The sequence below is a fragment of the Corynebacterium humireducens NBRC 106098 = DSM 45392 genome (assembly GCF_000819445.1).
Classification (GTDB): Bacteria; Actinomycetota; Actinomycetes; order Mycobacteriales; family Mycobacteriaceae; genus Corynebacterium; species Corynebacterium humireducens.
In genome coordinates this window covers 1,168,581-1,186,315 of the sequence record NZ_CP005286.1, presented here as the reverse complement: position 1 = coordinate 1,186,315, position 17,735 = coordinate 1,168,581, and the positions used below count along the sequence as shown (strand labels likewise).

Genomic DNA, 17,735 nt, shown 5'->3' with positions numbered 1-17,735 from the left:
TATCGTGGTATGGGACAGTATAGCGCAGTGTCAGGGATCAAGGTGCTCGATCGGGCCGTCGCCATCATGATGGCCGTCGCCCCCCATCCCCTCTCCCTCACCGAACTGTGCGAGACCACCGGCCTGCCCCGCGCCACCGCCCACCGCCTCGCCACCGCCCTCGAGACACACCGCATCCTCGCCCGCGGCGACGACGGCCGCTGGACCACCGGCACCGCACTCACCGCCCTCGGCACCGGCGGCCGGGACCAGCTTCTCGACGCCGCCCGCCCCGTCATGTCCGACCTCGTCGACGTCACCGGCGAATCCGTGCAGCTCTACCAGCTCACCGGCACCTCCCGCACGTGCGTCGCCGCCCAGGAACCCCCTGTCGGCCTGCAGAACACCGTGCCCGTCGGCTCCCAGCTGGCGCTCACCTCCGGGTCCGCCGCCAAGGTGTTCCTCGCCTTCGGCTCCCCGCAACTGCGCGACATCATCCTCCCCCAGGTCACCTTCGACCCGGAGGAGCTGGGGGACGTCGAGAAGCAGCGCCTCAGCGAATCCGTCGCGGAACGCGAACTGGGCCTCGCCTCCCTCTCCGCGCCGGTGTTCACCCCCGCGGGCCGTTTCATCGCCGTCCTGTCGGTGTCCGGCCCCGCCGAACGCCTGCGCCCCCACCCCGCGGAGAAGTGGGGCAGGGAACTCTCCGCCGCCGCCGAGCGCCTGTCCGCCTCGATGTAGGGGCGGCGCGCCCCACCCCCGGGGCATGGCGGGTCGCCGGGAGGCGTTACATGGGGTAGACCCCCACAGAGGAGACCCCATGAAGATCCGCCTGCTCGCCGCCCTCGTGCTCGTCCCCGCCCTGCCCCTGGGCGCCTGCACCGGGACCGACGCCCCCACAGAGACCAGCACCGAGGTCACCACCGAGACATCCACCGAGACCACCACCACGACGTCCACCGAGGTCCTCGACCGTGACGCACTCCTGCGACGCCTCATCGAGGAGGAGAAGGTCGCCCACGACCTGTACGTCGCCTTCGCCGAGAAGTACGACGCCCGGGTGTTCCACAACATCACCCGGGGCGAGGTCGGGCACCAGGAGGCCGTCCGCAGGCTTCTCGACGCCGCCGGCATCGCCGATCCCCGCACCGGCGTTCTCGGCGAATTCGTCGATCCTGACCTGCAGACCGTCCACGACGACTTCCTCGCGCGCGGCCTGGGCGACGAGCTGGAGGCGTACCGCGTGGGCGTCGACTTCGAGAGGTGGGACATCGAGGGCCTGGAGGCGGAACTCGCCGCCGTGCCGGAGGAGGACACCGAGCTGCGGGACCTGCTGCAGTACCTCCTCAACGGTTCCCGCAACCACCTCGCAGCCTTCGAGCGTCAGCTCGACCGCCCCGGGCGGGGCGCGAACCGTCAGGCGTCGATGTCGTCGAGGGTGCCCGGCCAGACCACGTTCCTCGCGAGCGGGATCTGGTGGGAGGCGCTCTCGAGGATGTGCATGAAGTAGCCCGCCGCGTTGGGGATGGCGATGGTGTCGCCGGGCCGCACACCGCGCGGGAAACGGATACGGCGACGCAGGATGAGCTCGTCCTCGATGCAGTAGGCGCCGACGAGGTAGGCCTCGACCTCCTCGCCGTCCGGGGCGTCCGTGACGTGGAGCGGGTCGACGAGGTAGTCGTCCGAGGTCGTGCGGCACTGCGTGCGGTTCATGGCGAGGCCGACGAGCGGCAGGCCGTCGGAACGCTCCTTCACGAAGGCGACCTCCGCCAGGATCATCCCGCAGCCGTCGAGAAGGCTGCGGCCGGGTTCCAGGTGGAGGCGCAGGCCGCGGTCGGTGAGCATCCCGGCGACGCCTTCGGCCAGCACCTCGCGCAGCCACTCGCCGCGCACCGGCGACTGGTGGAAGGGGTAGACGTTGTCCAGCGGGTCCGCCTTCCACGTGAAGGGCTCCGCGACGCCGTCGAGCACGGCCCGGCGCGCCGCGTGGTAGTCGCGCCACTGGGCGGGGTCGTCGAGGTAGCTCATGGGGACGCCGCCGCCGAGGTCGATGAAGGAGAGGGTGTGGCCGGCGGCGGTGAGCAGGTCGCTGAGCTCGCAGCACTCGCGGAGGGCGGCGGAGCGGTCGGCGGCGGAGTAGCCGTGGAGGTGGACGTGCAGTCCGACGATCTCCACGCCCGGCAGCTTCCCGGTCCCGGCCCACTGTGCGACGCGTTCGCCGAAGCGGGTGGGCGGCATGGTCGCGGGGTCGGGGGCCACGCGCGGGGCGACGTGGGCGGTACGCTCCCCCGCCAGGGCGGAGATGCGGTGGAGTTCCGCGCGGGAGTCCGCGGAGATGGTCACCCCGTGGGCGATGGCCAGCTCCAGCAGGCGGTCGGGTTTGACCGCGGCGGAGAGGATGATGCGGTCGCCGGGCACGCCACGGTCGAGGACCTGGACGAGTTCCCGTTCGCTCGCCACGTCCACCCCGTGCCCCGCATCGCGGACGGTGTCGACGAACACCAGCCCCTTGTTGGCCTTGCGGGCGAAGAAGATGCGGGTGTCCACGCCGCAGGAGGCGCCGGCGTCGACGAGTTCGGTGACGTTGGCCAGCATCGGGCCCGGGTGCAGGACGTTGACCGGGCTGCCGAACTCGGCGATGAGCTCCCGGCACCGGGCGGGGTCCGCGCTGAGCTCCGCCGCCCAGGGCTCGAGGCGGGCGGTGAGCGGCGGGATACCGTGCGCCTCCGCGGGGCCGGGGACGACGCGGCGGGCCCACCGTGGGATGACGTCGTGGAGCGTGCGGGAGAGCGTGTCGTTGCCGAGCACCACGTCCTCGGTCACCCGCCCCACCGCCGCGAGGGAGGTCTGCCCGACGACCGTGCCGTCGGGTTCCACGTCGAGGCCGCGGGTGCCGGGGCGGATGCGTGCCAGTCCCTGCTCCACGAGCCGGTGCTCCAGGGTGCCCTCCACCACGCCCGGGGGCGGGATGACGGCGTCGACGACCACCGTGGCACCCAGTTCGCGGACCAGGGCAGCCAGATCCTCGGTGCCGCGTCCCAGGTGGGTGAGGTCGACCTTCCCGGAGTCGATGAGGTCCTGCAGGTGTTCCGCGGCCTCCGGGGGCGGGCCGAAGGCGACGCGCTCGAGGCGGCGGGCCAGCTCCCCGAAGCCCGCCAGGCTGTCGCGGCCCGCGTAGGAGGCGCGGTCGACGAGCGCCGGGTAGCACTCGCGCCACGCCAGGCCGACGGCCCACGTGGCGTCGGGTTCGTCGCGGTCCGTGCCCGCGAGGACGGCGTCCACGTCGCCGGTGCGCCCGGCGCGCTCGAGGAGGCGGCGGGCGGTGACGGCCAGGGCGCCGAGGAGGGAGGGGGTGTCGGGGGCGTCGGCAAGCAGGGCCTTGCCGTCGGCGATGATATCGGAGGCCTCGAGGCCGTCGAACTCGGGCTTGACCGCCATGAGCCGGCCGGTGCGGGTGACGGGGAGGAACACGGCCGGGTCGCAGGCGCGGACCACGTCGATGAAGGTCAGGGCGGCCCCGCGGACGAGCACCCGGTCCTCCGGGCCGATCGCCGCCAGGTTGGACGCGGGGTACGGCATGACCACCGGCACCGGCAGGTCGGCGTGCTCGAGGGAACCGGGCCAAGTGGGCGCGTGACCGGTCGCGAGGAGCACCTCGTCGGCGAGCAGTCCCCCGACGGCCCACCGCCCGTCACGCTGTTCGAGCTTCTCGACGCGCCCCTCGTGCCTCTCCAACGTGCAGCGCGGCGACACGTGCTGTGCGAGCTCCTCCCAGGAGGCGGCGAGGAAACGGGCCACCTCGCGTCGCGGCGGGAAGGGGTCGGCGGCCCCGCGCCACTCGTCGAAGGAGCCCAGCCCCGTGCGGATCACGGAGGCCCGCACGTTGATGAGCCACTCCTCCGGCTGCCCCGGGTCGTAGGCCTGCGGTCCGCCGTCGTCGATGACGTGGACGTCGAGGGCCGCGCCCCTCTCGCGTGCCAGGCCCAGCAGTTCCTCCGCCGCCCACAGTCCGCGCGGGCCGCCGCCGATGATCACCACGGTTGTCACAGGTTCTCCTCCACCCAGTCGTCGTTGTACACGGTGTCCAGGTAGTGGGTGCCACCGTCGTGGAGCACGAGGACGACGTCCCCGTGCAGCTCCGGCAGGAGCTTCCCGACGGCCGCCACCACCGCCCCACCCGAGGCACCGCACAACACCCCTTCCGTGCGGGCCAGCTGCCGCGCGGCGGCGACGGAGTCACGGTCGCCGACCCGGACGATGCGGTCCGGGGTCACCTCGGCGGCCAGGTCCGGGACGATGCCGGCGCCGAAGCCGGGAAGGTGGCGGCGGCCACGGGCGCCGTCGAAAAGCACGGAACCCTCGGCGTCGACGGCGGTGACCTCCGTGTCCCACCCCTCCCGGGCGATGCGGCGCAGGCAGCCGCCGATCGTGCCGGTGGTGCTCACCGCCACGAACAGGTGCGCGGGGGTGTGGCCGAGCTGCGCGACGATCTCGGCCATCGTGCCCTCGTCGTGGGCCGTGAAGGCCGCCCGGTTGGAGTACTGGTCGAGGCAGACGGCCCCGGGGATCTCGGTGAGCAGTTCCGCGACCCGCGCGCGCCGGGCGGCGAGCCAGTCACCGGTGGCCGGATCGGGTGCGGTGACCTCGTGGACGACCGCCCCGAACGCGCGCATGGTGGCGATGGTCGAGCGATTCGCCTTCGGATCGACGACACAGTGGAAGGTCCAGCCGCCGAGGACCGCCTCCCGGGCCAGGGCGACGCCGAGGTTGCCCGAGCTCGACTCGACGATGACCGCGCCGGGCCGCAGATCCGCCGCCGCGAGGATGGCGTGCGCGGTCCGGTCCTTGGCACTGCCGCTGGGGTTGTGGCCCTCCAGCTTCGCCCACAGGGTGACACCGGGCCGGCCGGGGAGCCGGTCCAGACGTACGAGCGGGGTGTTCCCGGGCTCGAGACTCATAAATGACATCTTACGCCGCAAAGTCAAGGGAAGGCGGGAACTTTTTCCGGACCGCGAAGTTCCCGTCGCAGCCCGTGAGATATCCCATACCCGGCAGGGTATCTAACCTGCATTTTCTGCCCTATCATCCACCCTTACGCCAATAGAGCTCATAGGAGATGATGAACATGGCTTTCACCCGCCGACACCGTCAGATCAGCGCGGCCGCCCTGGCCGTCGCCCTCACCCTGTCCGCCACTCAGGTGGCCGAGGCACAGGGCCCCTGGCGCGGTGGTTCCAGCGCTCCCGTCGCGGAGGCCCCGGTCAGGATCGCGGATGAGGTCGCGGAACCGGTCCCGCTGAACGGGAACTTCGACCTCCACGCGGAGCTGCTCTACCTCATCGAGGAGGAGAAGCTCGCCCACGACGTCTACCAGGCGATGTACGCGAAGTACGGCACGCGGATCTTCAGCAACATCACCGCCAGCGAGGCCACCCACCAGCAGGCCGTCCTGTCGCTGCTGCAGAAGCGCGGCCTGGCGGACCCCCGACTGGGTGCCGGCGAGTTCCGCAACCCCGAGCTGCAGGCCCTGTACAACCAGCTCATCGCACAGGGTGACACCAGCTACCGCGGCGCCCTGGAGGCCGGCAAGGCCATCGAGGTCATGGACATCACCGACCTCGAGGCCACCCTGGCACAGGTCTCCCCCGCCGACTCCGACGTCATCCGCGTCATGCAGAACCTTCTCCAGGGTTCCCGCAACCACCTCGCCGCCTTCGAGCGCCAGCTCTCCCGCTAGAGCCTCCTCAGGCGTTCCACCTGCCCGGCCAGCTCCTCATTGAGGGGCAGGCCGGGCAGTCGCTTCCCGACGACCCGGTGCATCTCCCCGTACCACCACTGCTGGCGTTCCTTCCCGGAATTGAAACGCCCCCACAGAGTCTCCCCCTGCGCGGCGTGGTCGTCGAGGATGGACATGAGGTTGTGGAGCTTGTCCGCGCACGAGATGAGAACGGCCTCCGGTGGGGCGTGGTGCTCCAGGTGGGCGAGGTAGGCGTCGGCACGCTCCTGCCAGCCGGACAGGGAGTCGTCCTTGCTCAGGTGCAGGACCAGATCGGTGACGCGGTCGCCGTAGTCCGCGCGCATCTCCGCCGCGGAGTAGGCCTCGGGCACGTCCTCGAGGGTGTCGTGGAACAGGGCCGCGATGAGGATGTCCTCGTCACCGGTGTGCTGCGCCACGAGATGCATGACCGCGTACAGGTGCGCGACGTAGGGGATGCCCGAGCCCTTACGCACATGATCACGGTGGTGGACGGCGGCGTCGTTCATCGCGCGCATGAGGCGACGGGTGAGGGTCGGGGTGTCCATGAGGAAAGCCTAGCGCGTGGCCCACCCCGCCCCTGACATGCAGGAAGCCCTCCACCTGCTGGTGGAGGGCTTCCTCGTGGTACCCCGTACGGGATTCGAACCCGTGTTACCGGCGTGAGAGGCCGGCGTCCTAGGCCACTAGACGAACGGGGCGTGTTCGCTGTAGTTGCGGTGTCCGTTGCGGACTCCATCACTTTAAACGCTAGGTGTACTACAAGCCAAATCGGCAGGCCAGGACGGTTAAATCATCCTCCGCTGACATGAGGAGACCCACCACGCTCGGTGGTGGGTCTCGAACTCTGCCGAACCTTGGACGGTAGGAGATCTACCACTTCCGACGTCGGTGCGGAGGTCTCGTCAACCCGGGGTGATGATCCCTGCTGGGCTGCGTCCGCTGTAGTTCATAGGAACCTGATGTGCCGGGGGTTAGCTTGTCGTTTCCGTGGGGTTCGGTGACTGCTGACGCTTCATATCGCTCCCGTTAGCTCCTGTACTCCGCGCATCTCTTGCGCTTGGGATGTTCTGGATTATGGCGGTGCCGCTTATGGGAGGACGCCTGCGTCGCGTCCGGAGATATGGTTCAAAGCCTCTGCCATATACTCTCCTTCCATTCGATCAACATCCGGAAGATCCGTTGTCTCGAGCCTGGTACCGGGGTTCGAGAGGTGAACCTTTCCGCTTACTTGCAGCCTAGACCGAGGCCGGAACCGGTTAAAGGGGAATTCATTATTCCGTTACCTGCCGTTACCCCCACGGCAGCAAACCCCGAGGTGCAGCCCACGCACCAAAAGTGAGCCCGGGGGTGAATCAGAAAAACTCCCGGACTCAGATGAGTCCGGGAGTCTCTACATGTACCCCGTACGGGATTCGAACCCGTGTTACCGGCGTGAGAGGCCGGCGTCCTAGGCCACTAGACGAACGGGGCGAAGCGAAGTGACTTCGCCGGCAGATTTCTCTGCAGCTGGCCTACCAGGACTCGAACCTAGAATGACGGTACCAGAAACCGTAGTGTTGCCAATTACACCATAGGCCAATATTTACTTACCCTGTTCCACTTCCTGACTGCGGTCTGTTTCCTTCCCGCTGTCGCTCTGTGCAACGTGGATAACTATAACCACAACGGTGCAACACTACCAAATCCGCAGGTCAGAGGGTGTTTTTTCAGCATCATAAACAACACCACTCAACGGATCCGGCAGCGTGCTCCGACGTGGCGGTACTGCGGTGTTCTACTGTGCGGCAGGCGCGACCGGCGTCACCGCACGGGCCGCACGCAGGCGTGCCAGCGTGGACTCACGGCCCAGCAGCTCCATGGACTCGAAGAGCGGCGGGGACACGGCCTCACCCGACAGGGCGACGCGCAGTGCACCGTAGGCGGTGCGCGGCTTGAGCTCCAGATCCTCGATGAGCGCCTTGGTCAGGGCGGCCTCGATGTTCGGGGTGGTCCACTCCTCCACGGCCTCCAGGGCGGCGATACCGGCCTCCAGGGGCTCGATGGCGGCCTCCTTGAGGTTCTTCCGTGCGGCGCGCTCGTTGAGCTCCAGATCCTCGTCCGCGGTGACGAGGAACTTGAGCAGCCCGTAGGCCTCGGAGAGGGTCTTGATGCGGGTCTGGGTCAGCTCAGCGGCGACCGTGAACTTCTCGGCCGGGTAGTCCTCCGGGAAGTCGGTGAACTCGGTGAGGTGGGCGCGCAGACGCTTCTCGAACTCCTCGGCCGGCAGCAGACGGATCTGGTCGGCGTTGATGGCCTCGAGCTTCTTCTGGTCGAAGCGGGCCGGGTTGGCCAGGACGTCGGCGATGTCGAAGTTCTCGATGAGCTCCGCGACGGAGAAGATGTCGCGGTCACCGGACAGGGACCAGCCCAGCAGCGCGAGGTAGTTGAGCATGCCCTCGGGGATGATGCCGTTCTCGCGGTGGTGGAACAGGTTCGACTGCGGGTCACGCTTGGAGAGCTTCTTGTTGCCCTCGCCCATGACGAACGGCAGGTGACCGAACTCCGGGGTGAAGTCGGTGAGCCCGATGCGCTTGAGGGCCTCGTAGAGGGCCAGCTGACGCGGGGTCGAGGACAGCAGGTCCTCGCCGCGCAGGACGTGGGTGACCTTCATCAGGGCGTCATCGACCGGGTTGACCAGCGTGTACAGCGGCGCACCGTTGGAGCGGGCGACGACGTAGTCCGGCTGCGTGGCGGCCTTGAACTCGACCTCGCCGCGGACCAGGTCGTTCCACTTCCAGTCCTGCTCCGGCATGCGCAGACGCCACACCGGCTGACGGCCCTCGGCCTGGAAGGCCGCGACCTCCTCCTCGGTGAGGGTGCGGTCGTAGTTGTCGTAGCCGAGCTTCGGGTCGCGGCCGGCGGCCTTGTGCCGCTCCTCGACCTCCTCGGCGGTGGAGTACGCCGGGTAGACCTCGCCGGCGTCGATGAGCTTCTGGAGGACCTCCGCGTAGATGTCCATGCGCTGGGACTGGCGGTAGGGAGCGTGCGGGCCACCCTTCTCGACGCCCTCATCCCAGTCGAGGCCGAGCCAGTTCAGGCCGTCGATGATGGCCTGGTAGGACTCCTCCGAGTCACGGGCGGCGTCGGTGTCCTCGATACGGAACACCATGGTGCCCTGGTTGTGGCGGGCGTAGGCCCAGTTGAACAGGGCGGTGCGCACCAGACCCACATGCGGGGTTCCGGTGGGCGACGGGCAGAAACGAACACGAACGTCAGTCATGCCCGTCATAGTACTGGTCAGCGATTCTGCCGCGACAGGAAGTCCCAGGCCTCCCACGCCGCGTGGGGCGGCCAGCCGTGCCCGCCGCCGTCGGAAAGCAGGGAGCGGGTCTCGGCGTGACAACCCCACCACTCATGGGCCGTCACGCCGGGGACGGCACCCGCACGGGAGAAGGGCACGGACAGGCATCCGTTGCGGTCCGCCCAGCGGTCGAGCATCTCGCGGGCGGACAGGAAGTGCGCGCCATGACGGAGACCGCCGGACACCTGGGCGACCGGATCGTCCTCCGCGTGGATGACCTGGACGGGGACGGGGTCCCCGACGCAGGCCGCGTCGACCGGGTCGTAGAACATGCCCGCGACACTGACCACGCCGGCGACCAGGTCAGGTGCCCGACACGCCAGCAGGAGGGCGAACGCACCGCCGTTGGAGTGACCGACGGCGTACACACGTGACCAGTCGACCGGGTGCCGCGCCGCGACCTCCCGGACGGCGTCGCGCGCGAACGCCACGTCCTCCTCCGGGCTGGTCGCCGAGTAGGGCGCACCGGCCCACGCATTCTCGACGCCCCGTGCGTAGACCACGATCGCGTCCGACGCCTCCCGCAGCCCGGTGGTGGCGGCCATCTGCTCGGGGGTCTCGTGCCAGCCGCCGAACGTGAGGATCACGGGCCGGGCGACGGACGGGTCGTGGTGCTCCGGCAGGGAGACCAGCACCTCCCGGTGCCCCACAGCCAGGGGGAAGGTCAGGTCCGGGGAGGCGGATTCCACTGAATGAGACCGGGCCTGCGCAGGCCCGACCACCACGGGATACGCGGCAACGAGGAGCAGGAAAGAGAGCAGGGCGGGGATGATCCGCCGAAGCGGCGAAGAGAGACTCACAGTTCGCACAATAGCGGCCCCGACGACAGCGGAGGCGACTTCCCCGCAAACGCCCGGCCCGACCGTCCCGCGCCACCGGACAATGACTAGACTGGTTCCTCATGTGTGCCCACCGACCTGTCACCGCGCCGGACTTCCTGCTGTCCCGGGCGCACGGCTCGGTCCGGACCCAGGGGTCCCTGGAGACGTTCACCGACCCGTGGGAGGCCATCGAGGCACTGCGCTCGGGCCGTGTCGCCATGGTCGTCGGGGCGCTCCCCTTCGACCGTTCCGCACCGGCCGCACTGACCGTCCCCGAACGCATCATCCGCGAGGACGGCCCCCTCGAACCCCACGCCTACTACCGGCAGGGTGAGGGCGCGGTCCTCCACGCCGCTATCGCGGGTGTGGACCCCGAGCCGGAGGAGCACCTGCGCCGGGTCGAGGCCGCGGTGAGCACGATCCGTGCCTCCCAGCTGGAGAAGGTCGTCCTGGCCCGCGCCGTGGACATCGCCTTCGACCCGCCGGTCGACCCCCTGCTGGTGGCCGCCCGCCTCATCGACAACTCCTACAACCGGGACGGATTCATCGCCGACCTCTCCCCCGCCGGCCGCGAGGGCGACATGATCGTCGGCTCCTCCCCCGAGGTGCTCGTCCGCCGCCAGGGCCGGACCGTGACGGCCTACCCGCTGGCGGGTTCGGCGCCGCGGCACGCGGACCCGGAGATCGACGCGGACGTCGGAAAGCGTCTGGGGCAGTCCGTCAAGGACCTCGACGAGCACGCCTACGTCGTCGAGCACCTGCGGCAGAAGCTGGCGCCCCTCTGCTCGGAGCTCGACATCCCCGCGGCCCCCGAGGTGACCCACACGAACGAGATGTGGCACCTGGCGACCCCGATCGTCGGGACGCTGCGTGACCCCGCCGTCACAGCCCTGGAACTGGCCGTGCACACCCATCCCACGCCCGCGATCTGCGGTACACCCACCGACGCCGCGGAGGCCCTCATCGAAACCGCGGAGTCCGACCGCGGGTTCTACTCCGGCGCCGTCGGCTGGTGTGACGACTCCGGTGACGGCGAGTACATGGTCGCCATCCGCTGCGCCGAGGTCTCCGGCGACGGCACCACCGCCCGGGCCTGGGCGGGCGGCGGCATCGTCGCCGACTCCGATCCGGAAGAGGAACTCGAGGAGACCAGCGCGAAGCTGCGGACCATCCTGCGCTCGCTGGGTCTCTAGCCCCCTGACAGCCCGGGATCCCCGGAATCACGGAGAGGATCCGTACGTCGCCGTACGGATCCTCTCTTTTCTGCCGCCTGCAGGTCAGCGCTGCACGCGCAGGATGATGTCCTCGTGGTGGTGCGCACCGGCACCCTGGGTGACATTGCGGCCGCTGCGGGTGATGGCGGTGTCGGTCACCAGGTCGGTGATCAGGGCCTCCATCTGCACCGGGCTCATACGCTCCGGACGCTCGCCCTCCCAGTCGTGGTCGACCCACAGCATCGTGCCCGCCGGACGCAGCATCCGTGCCAGCTCACGGGCCTGCTCGGTGGTCATCGGCGCCGGGAAGAAGAAGCCGCAGATGAGGTCGAAGCTCTCCCCCATGTACTCGTCCAGCCACTCCGCCAGGGGCGCCACCTCGAAGGTGATCTGCTTGTCGACGCCGCGCTCCGCGGCCATCCCACGCGCCCTCTCCACCGCGATCTCCGCGGTGTCGATGGCGGTGACCTGCCAGCCCTGCTCCGCCAGCCAGACCGCGTCGGCGCCCTCGCCGCAGCCGATGTCGAGGACACGACCCGGCGCGAGGTCGGCGACCTCCCGGATCAGGGCCTCGTTCGGGTTACCGGACCAACGCTGCCCGGCCGCGTAGAACTCGTCGAAGTCTCCGTGCCGGTGACCGCCGTGACCGTGCTCCACAGGATCTCCCTAGGCCCGCTCGATCGGGTTACGCAGGATGCCCAGGCCCTCGATCTCGACCTCGATGGTGTCACCGGGCTGCATGGCCTCGGTGCCGGCCGGGGAGCCGGTGCAGATGACGTCGCCCGGCAGCAGGGTCATGGAGGCGGTGATGAACTCGATGATCTGACCCATCTTCATGATCATCTGGTTGGAGTTGGAGTCCTGCTTGGTCAGACGCTCACCGTCGTGGGTGAGGTGGGCCTTGATGGAGAGGTTGTCCAGGTCGAAGGAGTCGATGTCGGTCTCGATCCACGGGCCGAGCGGGCAGAAGGTGTCGATGCCCTTGGCGCGTGCCCACTGGCCGTCCGCGAACTGCAGGTCACGGGAGGAGACGTCGTTGACGATGGTGAAGCCACGGACGACGGACTTCCAGTCCTCGGCCTTGACGTTCTTTGCGACCTTGCCCACGACGACGGCGAGCTCACCCTCGAACTCGACCTTGGTGGCGAAGTCCGGGATCTTGATGGCGGCGTCCGGGCCGATGACGGCGGTCGGCGGCTTGAGGAACAGGGTCGGCGGCAGGTGCTCCGCGGACTCCTTGAACACCTCGGCGACGTGGTCGGCGTAGTTGCGGCCGATGGCCACGACCTTGCTCGGCAGGGTCGGGGCCAGCAGACGCACGTCCGCCAGCGGCCACTCCCGTCCGGTGTACTCCGGCTCGGTGTACGGGGTGTCCTTGATTTCCTTGGCGACGAGGTCAGTGGCATCACTGCCCTCACCGTCGATGACGACGAAACTGAAGCCCTCAGGGTGGGCGATTCTTCCAAAGCGCATGGGGAACACTCTACATCCCACCCCCGGCCTATTAACTCATGACGTCCTTCAAGGTGTTGACGGCGAGGGTCGCGCGGTGGGCGAGGTACTGTTCGGCGCACGCCAGGGCGTCGGTGAGCGCGTTGTGGTTCCGGTAGGAGGGCAGACCGTAACGGGCGCGGACGCGGGCCAGGCGGAGGTCCTCACCCCGGGGGTAGGTCCCCATGCGCTCCATGTGGCGTCTCTCGATGGCGAAGGTGTCCACCGTCTTCACTTTCAGGGGTGCCCCAAAGTGCCTCTCGCACGCCAGGGACAGGAACCCCTGCTCCAGCGCCGCGAAGTGCGCGAGCAGCACCCGCCCGCGGAGCGCCTCGAGGAGGTGCCCCACGGCCTCCGCGTGGTCCATGCCCCTGGCGATCTCGTCGTCGGTGAGGTGGTGGATCGTGGCGGAGCTGCCGACGCTGAACCCCTCCGAACCGCGGAGGATGACGTAGCCAGCCCCGGCGAGGTCCACCCGCGTGCCATTCACCGGCACCCAGCCGATGGACACCAGCTGGTTCTTCGTCGGCTCCATGCCGGTCGTCTCCACGTCGACGGCCAGCAGCGGCAGCTCCTCGAGCGGGGTACGGTCATCGGGGGCGGGGGCGTCGTAGAAGGCCTTGAGCGGACCGGTGGCCTTCCGGGCGGGGTCGGAACGGAAGGGCCACATCAGATGTTCCTCACGAGGTACTTGGTGGCCAGGGCGTTCTGCATGCTCTTGATGATCTGGAAGCTGTCGCGGAGGTGCTCTCTGTCCATCTTGCCCAGCTTGTTGGGGTCGATGTTGTAGTCGGGGACGGACTTCTCCCGCAGCTGGGTCGCCTGGTGCCGCAGCGTGATCGAGTTGAGGTAGTCGAAGGCGTCGACCAGGTCGAGCGCGCCCCTCTCGGACACCGCCGAGGTGGCGGAGGCCTCCATGAGACGGTTCCGGGTCCCCAGGGCCGTCACCCCGCTGGACAGTGCGAACAGGCGCGCCATCTGGACGATGCCCGCCGTGCCCCCCTTCTTCACGTTGAGGGTGTTGGCGTACTCGCCGGAGCGGTCCACGACGAGGCCGCGGAAGAAGCCCAACGGCGGTTCGCGACGGGCGGCCAGCGCCGCCAGGTGGGCGTGCATGCGGCGGGCGCCGCGTGCCATCCCGACGGCGTTGTTGTGGACGTCGTCGGCGAGCTCGGTGTCGCCGTGGATGCCGCGGAAGTCGAAGAAGGTCTGGGCGTGGAGCAGGGCGTCCGGTTCCGGGGCGGTCACCCAGAGACGGAACGTGTCCAGCCACTTCGTCCGGGTCATGCGCCACTCTGGGTTGGAGGCCATCATGTCACCCGGGCAGAGGACCTGCCCTGCGGTGTGCAGGCCCTGGCACACGTACTCGGCGAGGTCGGCGAAGTACTTCCCGTGCTCGGCCTCGACGTAGTCGTCGGACAGCACCATGGCGTTGTCCTGGTCGGAGGCCAGGCCCATCTCGCGGCGGCCCTGGGAGCCGAGCACGACGAAGGTGTACGGCACGGGCGGGGCGCCGAACTTCTCCTCGCCGAGCTTGAGCAGGCGGCGGGCGAGGGAGTCGGCGGCGATGGTCATGATGCCGGAGGTCTCCTCGGCGGAGGCGCCCCGCTCGATGAAGCGGACGGCGACCTCGGAGGCCTGGGAGTAGGCGTCCTTGAGTTCCTCCGGGGAGTTGCGGCGGGAGAACTCTGCGGTGAGGTAGATAGGATCGTGGCGCAGCAGACGCATGACGTCGGCGGTGGTGACGATGCCGGTCAGCTGCCCCTCATCCACGATCGGAAGGTGGTGGATGCGCATCTCCGCCATGATCAGCATCGCCTCGAAGGCGAGGGTCTCGGAGTTCACGGTCCGCGGGCGGGGGGTCATGATCTCCGTGATCGGCAGGGTGATGTCCAGCCCCTTGGCGACGACCCGGCCGCGCAGGTCACGGTCCGTGACGATGCCCTCCAGCTGGTCGCCGACCGTGATGAGCAGCGAGGAGACCTTGTGCTCCTCCATCAGTTCCGCGGCCTCCCGGATGGTGGCGGTGGGGCCGATGGACACGGGGTTGGGGATCTTGAACTCCCGGAGCTTCGTGCGCAGGACGTCCGTGGAGGAGTCGCCGCGCAGTTCCTCGGCCGCCGCCCGGATACGGCGCGACTGGGAGGAGTAGAAGCGCATGATGTCCGGGTTGCGCTCGCCGAGCGCCACGAACTCCTCCCGCGGGAGGAGCAGGAGGAGGGAGTCCTCCACGGCGGTCATCGTGTAGCGGGAGGTGTGCTCGCCGAGGAGGGTGGAGTAGCCGAAGCTGCGTCCGTCATCGCGGCGGTCGAGGAGGATGCCCTCGTCGTCGATGACGTCGACCGCGCCGGAACGGATGATGTAGAGGAAGTCGTTGGGGGCACCGAGGCGGATGATGTCCTCGCCGCGGCGGACGTACTCCATGGTCATCCGCGCCGGCAGCGCGTCCAGCTCCGCTACGGGGAGGCGGGTGAAAGGCTCGAGGTCAGCGAGGAAACTGCGGACCTCTTCGAGTTCGACGGTCATGTCTACAACCCTAGGTGGCCCACGCCCTCCCCGTCAGTGGATTACTGGTAGGAAACGAACCAGGGGCGGGGCTCGATGTCGTAGGTCTGCTGCGGGGTGAAGGTGGGCTTGTCCTCGTCGATGAAGTTCTTCCACGCCATGAACCAGTTGTCGTCGAGGCCCTGGCGGACGGTGTCCCAGGTGGCGAACTTCTCCTCCGGCACGCCGTGTCCGTCGGCGTGGAGGATGAAGGCGAGTTCCGGGTGGTCCGTGTTGATGGTCTCGCGGTCGCGGAGCATCTGCATCTGGAACTGGTGGACGATGAGGCCCTTCTGCGGCAGGTTGTTGTCGCGGACGAGAGCGGCCAGCCAGTCAGCGACCTCGTTGATCTCCGCGGCCTCGGCGTGGCCGACGCGCTGGAGCGGGCGCTCCCCGGGCTGCAGGTTCCACTCGGGGTCGAGGGCCAGTCCGACGTTGGGGCGCTTGAGCAGCTCCTCGTAGACCCTGGCCTGTTCGATGAAGCTGGCCTGCCCGGGCTGGAGGTCGAGGAAGGCGTAGCCGCCGGCCTCGGTGATGGCGTCGATGTAGCCGGTGAACTCGGCCGGGTCGCCGACGTTGGTGTACTTGCCGTCCTCGCCCGGGAAGGCGGAGGCGACGGTGACGATAATCTCGAAGGCCGGGATGACCGGCTGCTCCTCGAGTGCCTGGTAGCTGGTGATGTGCTCCTGCACCCGGGCGACGGCCTCGGCCGGGGGCTGCTCGCCCATGACGCCGAGGTCACCGCCCCAGGGGTGACCGTAGAAGGCGACCATGCGGCGCCCCGGGAACAGGAGTCCGCCGCCGCCGGGCAGTTCGCCGTTGGCGGCAAGCTCGATGGCCCGCTCGAGGCGGTCCCCGCTGCCGAACTGCTCACCGAGGGCGAGGACGTCCTGGTCGGAGACCAGTGCCATCGACTCGGAGGTCACGCGCGGGTCCGGGTGCGCCAGCACGTGGACCTCGGCGCCGGCCGCGCGGGCGGTGGCGATGGAGGCCAGCGAGGTGGCGTCGGTGGCGAGCATCGCCGGCATGGCCAGCGGGTGCTTCGTGTGTGTCAGGCCGTCCATGCCCTCGGCGGTGTCCCTGTCGAGGGAGGCCACCACGCCTGCGCTCAGCGACGCGGGCACGGCAGCCGGCGGGGCCGCCACCAGCTCGGGTCCCTCGGCGAGGGTGCCGACGCCACCGACGGTGATGACGCGGGAGGCGCCGAGGCGGTCGATCTCGGCGTCGACGGCCGCCTGGTCCCCGGCGGTGAGCATGGGCACGCCGCCGGCGATCGCCAGGTGGGCGCCCCGGGCCTGGTCCTCAGGGGTGTCGGCGGCGACCACGACGGTCTCCGCCTCCTCGAAGAGGCGGGCGGAGGTGTCGACGCCGTTGCCGGCGGCGTCGGCGATGACCTCGGAGGAGGTCATCTCCAGGGCGGGGGTGCCGGGCTTCCGGTCGTCCCCGTCACCGGTGTCCGCCGAGGTGGAGCATCCGGTGACCATGGCCAGGGTGGTGGCCAGGGCCAGTAGTGCTGTACGTCGCCTCACGAATGCTCCTTATATATATGGCGTCTGTCTGCTGCCGACAGACTACTTGAGGGCGGCGGCGATGCGGTCGCCGACCTCGGTGGTGCGGATCTGCCCCTCACGCTTGGCGACGTCCTCGGCCACCGCGGCCTCGATCCGTGCGGCGTTGTCCTCGTCACCGAGGTGACGCAGCAGCATCGCGGCGGAGAGGATGGCGGCGGTCGGGTCGGCGATGCCCTGGCCGGCGATGTCCGGTGCGGAGCCGTGGACCGGCTCGAACATGGACGGGTTGGTGCGGGTGGCGTCGATGTTGCCGGAGGCGGCGAGGCCGATGCCACCGGAGACGGCACCGGCCTCATCGGTGATGATGTCGCCGAAGAGGTTGTCGGTGACGATGACGTCGAAGCGGGAGGGGTCGGTGATCATGTAGATCGTCGCGGCGTCGATGTGCGCGTAGTCGACGGTGACCTCAGGGTACTCCGTGGCGACCTCGTCGACGGTGCGCTGCCACATGCCGCCGCCGTGGACGAGCACGTTGGTCTTGTGGACCAGGGTGACGTGCTTGCGGCGGGTCATGGCCAGCTCGAAGGCGTAGCGGACGACGCGCTCGGCGCCGTAGCGGGTGTTGACGGAGGTCTCGTTGGCGACCTCGTGCGGGGTGCCCACGCGGATGGCGCCGCCGTTGCCGGTGTAGGCGCCCTCGGTGCCCTCGCGGACGACGACGAAGTCGATCTCGCCCGGGTTCTTCAGCGGGGACTCGACGCCCTCGTAGAGCTTGGAGGGACGCAGGTTGACGTGGTGGTCGAGGGCGAAACGCATCTTGAGCAGCAGGCCACGCTCGAGGACGCCCGGCGCGACGGTGTCCGGGGCGCCGATGGCGCCGAGGAGGATGGCGTCGTGCTCGCGGAGGGAGTCGAGGTCGGCGTCGGTGAGCAGCTCACCGTTGCGCAGGTAGCGACGTGCGCCGAGATCGTAGTCGGTGGTCTCGATGTCGTCGCGGACGGTGCGGAGGACCTTGAGCGCCTCTTCGGTGACCTCCGGGCCGATGCCGTCTCCGCCAATGACTGCAAGTTTCATTCT

General features: G+C 69.2%; 15 protein-coding genes and 3 tRNA genes. 4 read left to right on the top strand and 14 right to left on the bottom strand.

The window, feature by feature from the left end; genetic code table 11:
- The first annotated feature begins 9 nt into the window (after positions 1-9).
- Both B842_RS05935 and B842_RS13430 read left to right on the top strand, forming a co-directional pair.
- Complete coding sequence (locus B842_RS05935; protein WP_040085697.1) at positions 10-720, top strand: IclR family transcriptional regulator; 711 nt, start codon at positions 10-12, stop codon at positions 718-720.
- Between the two features lie 79 nt (positions 721-799).
- Positions 800-1,489, top strand: coding sequence for a DUF2202 domain-containing protein (locus B842_RS13430; protein WP_169744853.1), 690 nt, complete (start codon positions 800-802; stop codon positions 1,487-1,489).
- Here the strand turns inward: B842_RS13430 and B842_RS13425 are convergent.
- Both B842_RS13425 and B842_RS05920 read right to left on the bottom strand, forming a co-directional pair.
- On the bottom strand, positions 1,396-4,026 hold the full coding sequence (locus B842_RS13425; protein ID WP_156119456.1) for an FAD/NAD(P)-binding protein: 2,631 nt from the start codon (positions 4,024-4,026) through the stop codon (positions 1,396-1,398). The two genes, B842_RS13430 and B842_RS13425, sit on opposite strands and share 94 nt — an antisense overlap.
- Positions 4,023-4,946: a pyridoxal-phosphate dependent enzyme gene (locus tag B842_RS05920; RefSeq protein WP_040085694.1), complete on the bottom strand. Its 924-nt coding sequence runs from the start codon at positions 4,944-4,946 to the stop codon at positions 4,023-4,025. Before B842_RS05920 ends, B842_RS13425 begins: the two co-directional genes overlap by 4 nt.
- 158 nt (positions 4,947-5,104) lie before the next feature.
- Between B842_RS05920 and B842_RS05915 the strand changes: the two genes are divergently transcribed.
- Positions 5,105-5,716 carry a DUF2202 domain-containing protein gene (locus B842_RS05915; RefSeq protein WP_169744852.1) on the top strand — a complete coding sequence of 204 codons (612 nt, stop codon included), beginning with the start codon at positions 5,105-5,107 and terminating at the stop codon, positions 5,714-5,716.
- Here B842_RS05915 and B842_RS05910 read toward each other — a convergent pair.
- From B842_RS05910 to B842_RS05885, 6 genes are all read right to left on the bottom strand, one after another.
- Positions 5,713-6,282 (bottom strand): HD domain-containing protein, encoded by a 570-nt coding sequence (locus tag B842_RS05910; RefSeq protein WP_040085693.1) that lies wholly within the window; start codon positions 6,280-6,282, stop codon positions 5,713-5,715. The two genes, B842_RS05915 and B842_RS05910, sit on opposite strands and share 4 nt — an antisense overlap.
- Before the next feature lie 77 nt (positions 6,283-6,359).
- Positions 6,360-6,435: transfer RNA gene (locus B842_RS05905), tRNA-Glu, on the bottom strand.
- A 699-nt stretch (positions 6,436-7,134) separates the two neighbouring features.
- Positions 7,135-7,207: transfer RNA gene (locus B842_RS05900), tRNA-Glu, on the bottom strand.
- A gap of 36 nt (positions 7,208-7,243) precedes the next feature.
- Positions 7,244-7,315, bottom strand: a tRNA-Gln gene (locus B842_RS05895).
- Positions 7,316-7,511: 196 nt separating this feature from the next.
- Positions 7,512-9,005: a glutamate--tRNA ligase gene (gene gltX / locus B842_RS05890; protein WP_174520247.1), complete on the bottom strand. Its 1,494-nt coding sequence runs from the start codon at positions 9,003-9,005 to the stop codon at positions 7,512-7,514.
- An 8-nt stretch (positions 9,006-9,013) separates the two neighbouring features.
- On the bottom strand, positions 9,014-9,877 hold the full coding sequence (locus tag B842_RS05885; protein ID WP_169744851.1) for a CE1 family esterase: 864 nt from the start codon (positions 9,875-9,877) through the stop codon (positions 9,014-9,016).
- A gap of 101 nt (positions 9,878-9,978) precedes the next feature.
- Here B842_RS05885 and B842_RS05880 point away from each other — a divergent pair, with 101 nt between their 5' ends.
- On the top strand, positions 9,979-11,091 hold the full coding sequence (locus tag B842_RS05880; protein ID WP_040085691.1) for an isochorismate synthase: 1,113 nt from the start codon (positions 9,979-9,981) through the stop codon (positions 11,089-11,091).
- Between the two features lie 84 nt (positions 11,092-11,175).
- Here B842_RS05880 and B842_RS05875 read toward each other — a convergent pair whose 3' ends face one another.
- Genes B842_RS05875 through B842_RS05850 form a run of 6 tightly spaced genes read right to left on the bottom strand, consistent with a single transcriptional unit; the run spans position 11,176 to position 17,732 of the window.
- Positions 11,176-11,769, bottom strand: coding sequence for a class I SAM-dependent methyltransferase (locus B842_RS05875; RefSeq protein ID WP_040085690.1), 594 nt, complete (start codon positions 11,767-11,769; stop codon positions 11,176-11,178).
- Positions 11,770-11,778: 9 nt separating this feature from the next.
- On the bottom strand, positions 11,779-12,585 hold the full coding sequence (locus tag B842_RS05870) for a fumarylacetoacetate hydrolase family protein (RefSeq protein ID WP_040087377.1): 807 nt from the start codon (positions 12,583-12,585) through the stop codon (positions 11,779-11,781).
- Positions 12,586-12,616: 31 nt separating this feature from the next.
- Positions 12,617-13,273, bottom strand: a complete 657-nt coding sequence (locus tag B842_RS05865) for an exonuclease domain-containing protein (RefSeq protein WP_040085689.1) — start codon at positions 13,271-13,273, stop codon at positions 12,617-12,619.
- Positions 13,273-15,129 carry a DUF294 nucleotidyltransferase-like domain-containing protein gene (locus B842_RS05860; RefSeq protein ID WP_040085688.1) on the bottom strand — a complete coding sequence of 619 codons (1,857 nt, stop codon included), beginning with the start codon at positions 15,127-15,129 and terminating at the stop codon, positions 13,273-13,275. Before B842_RS05860 ends, B842_RS05865 begins: the two co-directional genes overlap by 1 nt.
- Before the next feature lie 41 nt (positions 15,130-15,170).
- Positions 15,171-16,676, bottom strand: a complete 1,506-nt coding sequence (locus B842_RS05855; protein ID WP_040085686.1) for a hypothetical protein — start codon at positions 16,674-16,676, stop codon at positions 15,171-15,173.
- 42 nt (positions 16,677-16,718) lie between these two features.
- Complete coding sequence (locus B842_RS05850) at positions 16,719-17,732, bottom strand: 3-isopropylmalate dehydrogenase (protein WP_040085685.1); 1,014 nt, start codon at positions 17,730-17,732, stop codon at positions 16,719-16,721.
- Positions 17,733-17,735 lie beyond the last annotated feature (3 nt).

Excerpts from the sequence above, each read along its gene's own strand:
- B842_RS05935 (WP_040085697.1), top strand. The coding sequence starts at position 10 with ATGGGACAGTATAGCGCAGTGTCAGGGATCAAGGTGCTCGATCGGGCC.
- B842_RS13430 (WP_169744853.1), top strand. The coding sequence starts at position 800 with ATGAAGATCCGCCTGCTCGCCGCCCTCGTGCTCGTCCCCGCCCTGCCC.
- B842_RS05920 (WP_040085694.1), bottom strand. The coding sequence starts at position 4,946 with ATGTCATTTATGAGTCTCGAGCCCGGGAACACCCCGCTCGTACGTCTG.
- B842_RS05915 (WP_169744852.1), top strand. The coding sequence starts at position 5,105 with ATGGCTTTCACCCGCCGACACCGTCAGATCAGCGCGGCCGCCCTGGCC.
- B842_RS05910 (WP_040085693.1), bottom strand. The coding sequence starts at position 6,282 with ATGGACACCCCGACCCTCACCCGTCGCCTCATGCGCGCGATGAACGAC.
- gltX (WP_174520247.1), bottom strand. The coding sequence starts at position 9,005 with ATGACGGGCATGACTGACGTTCGTGTTCGTTTCTGCCCGTCGCCCACC.
- B842_RS05880 (WP_040085691.1), top strand. The coding sequence starts at position 9,979 with ATGTGTGCCCACCGACCTGTCACCGCGCCGGACTTCCTGCTGTCCCGG.
- B842_RS05870 (WP_040087377.1), bottom strand. The coding sequence starts at position 12,585 with ATGCGCTTTGGAAGAATCGCCCACCCTGAGGGCTTCAGTTTCGTCGTC.
- B842_RS05865 (WP_040085689.1), bottom strand. The coding sequence starts at position 13,273 with ATGTGGCCCTTCCGTTCCGACCCCGCCCGGAAGGCCACCGGTCCGCTC.
- B842_RS05860 (WP_040085688.1), bottom strand. The coding sequence starts at position 15,129 with ATGACCGTCGAACTCGAAGAGGTCCGCAGTTTCCTCGCTGACCTCGAG.
- B842_RS05850 (WP_040085685.1), bottom strand. The coding sequence starts at position 17,732 with ATGAAACTTGCAGTCATTGGCGGAGACGGCATCGGCCCGGAGGTCACC.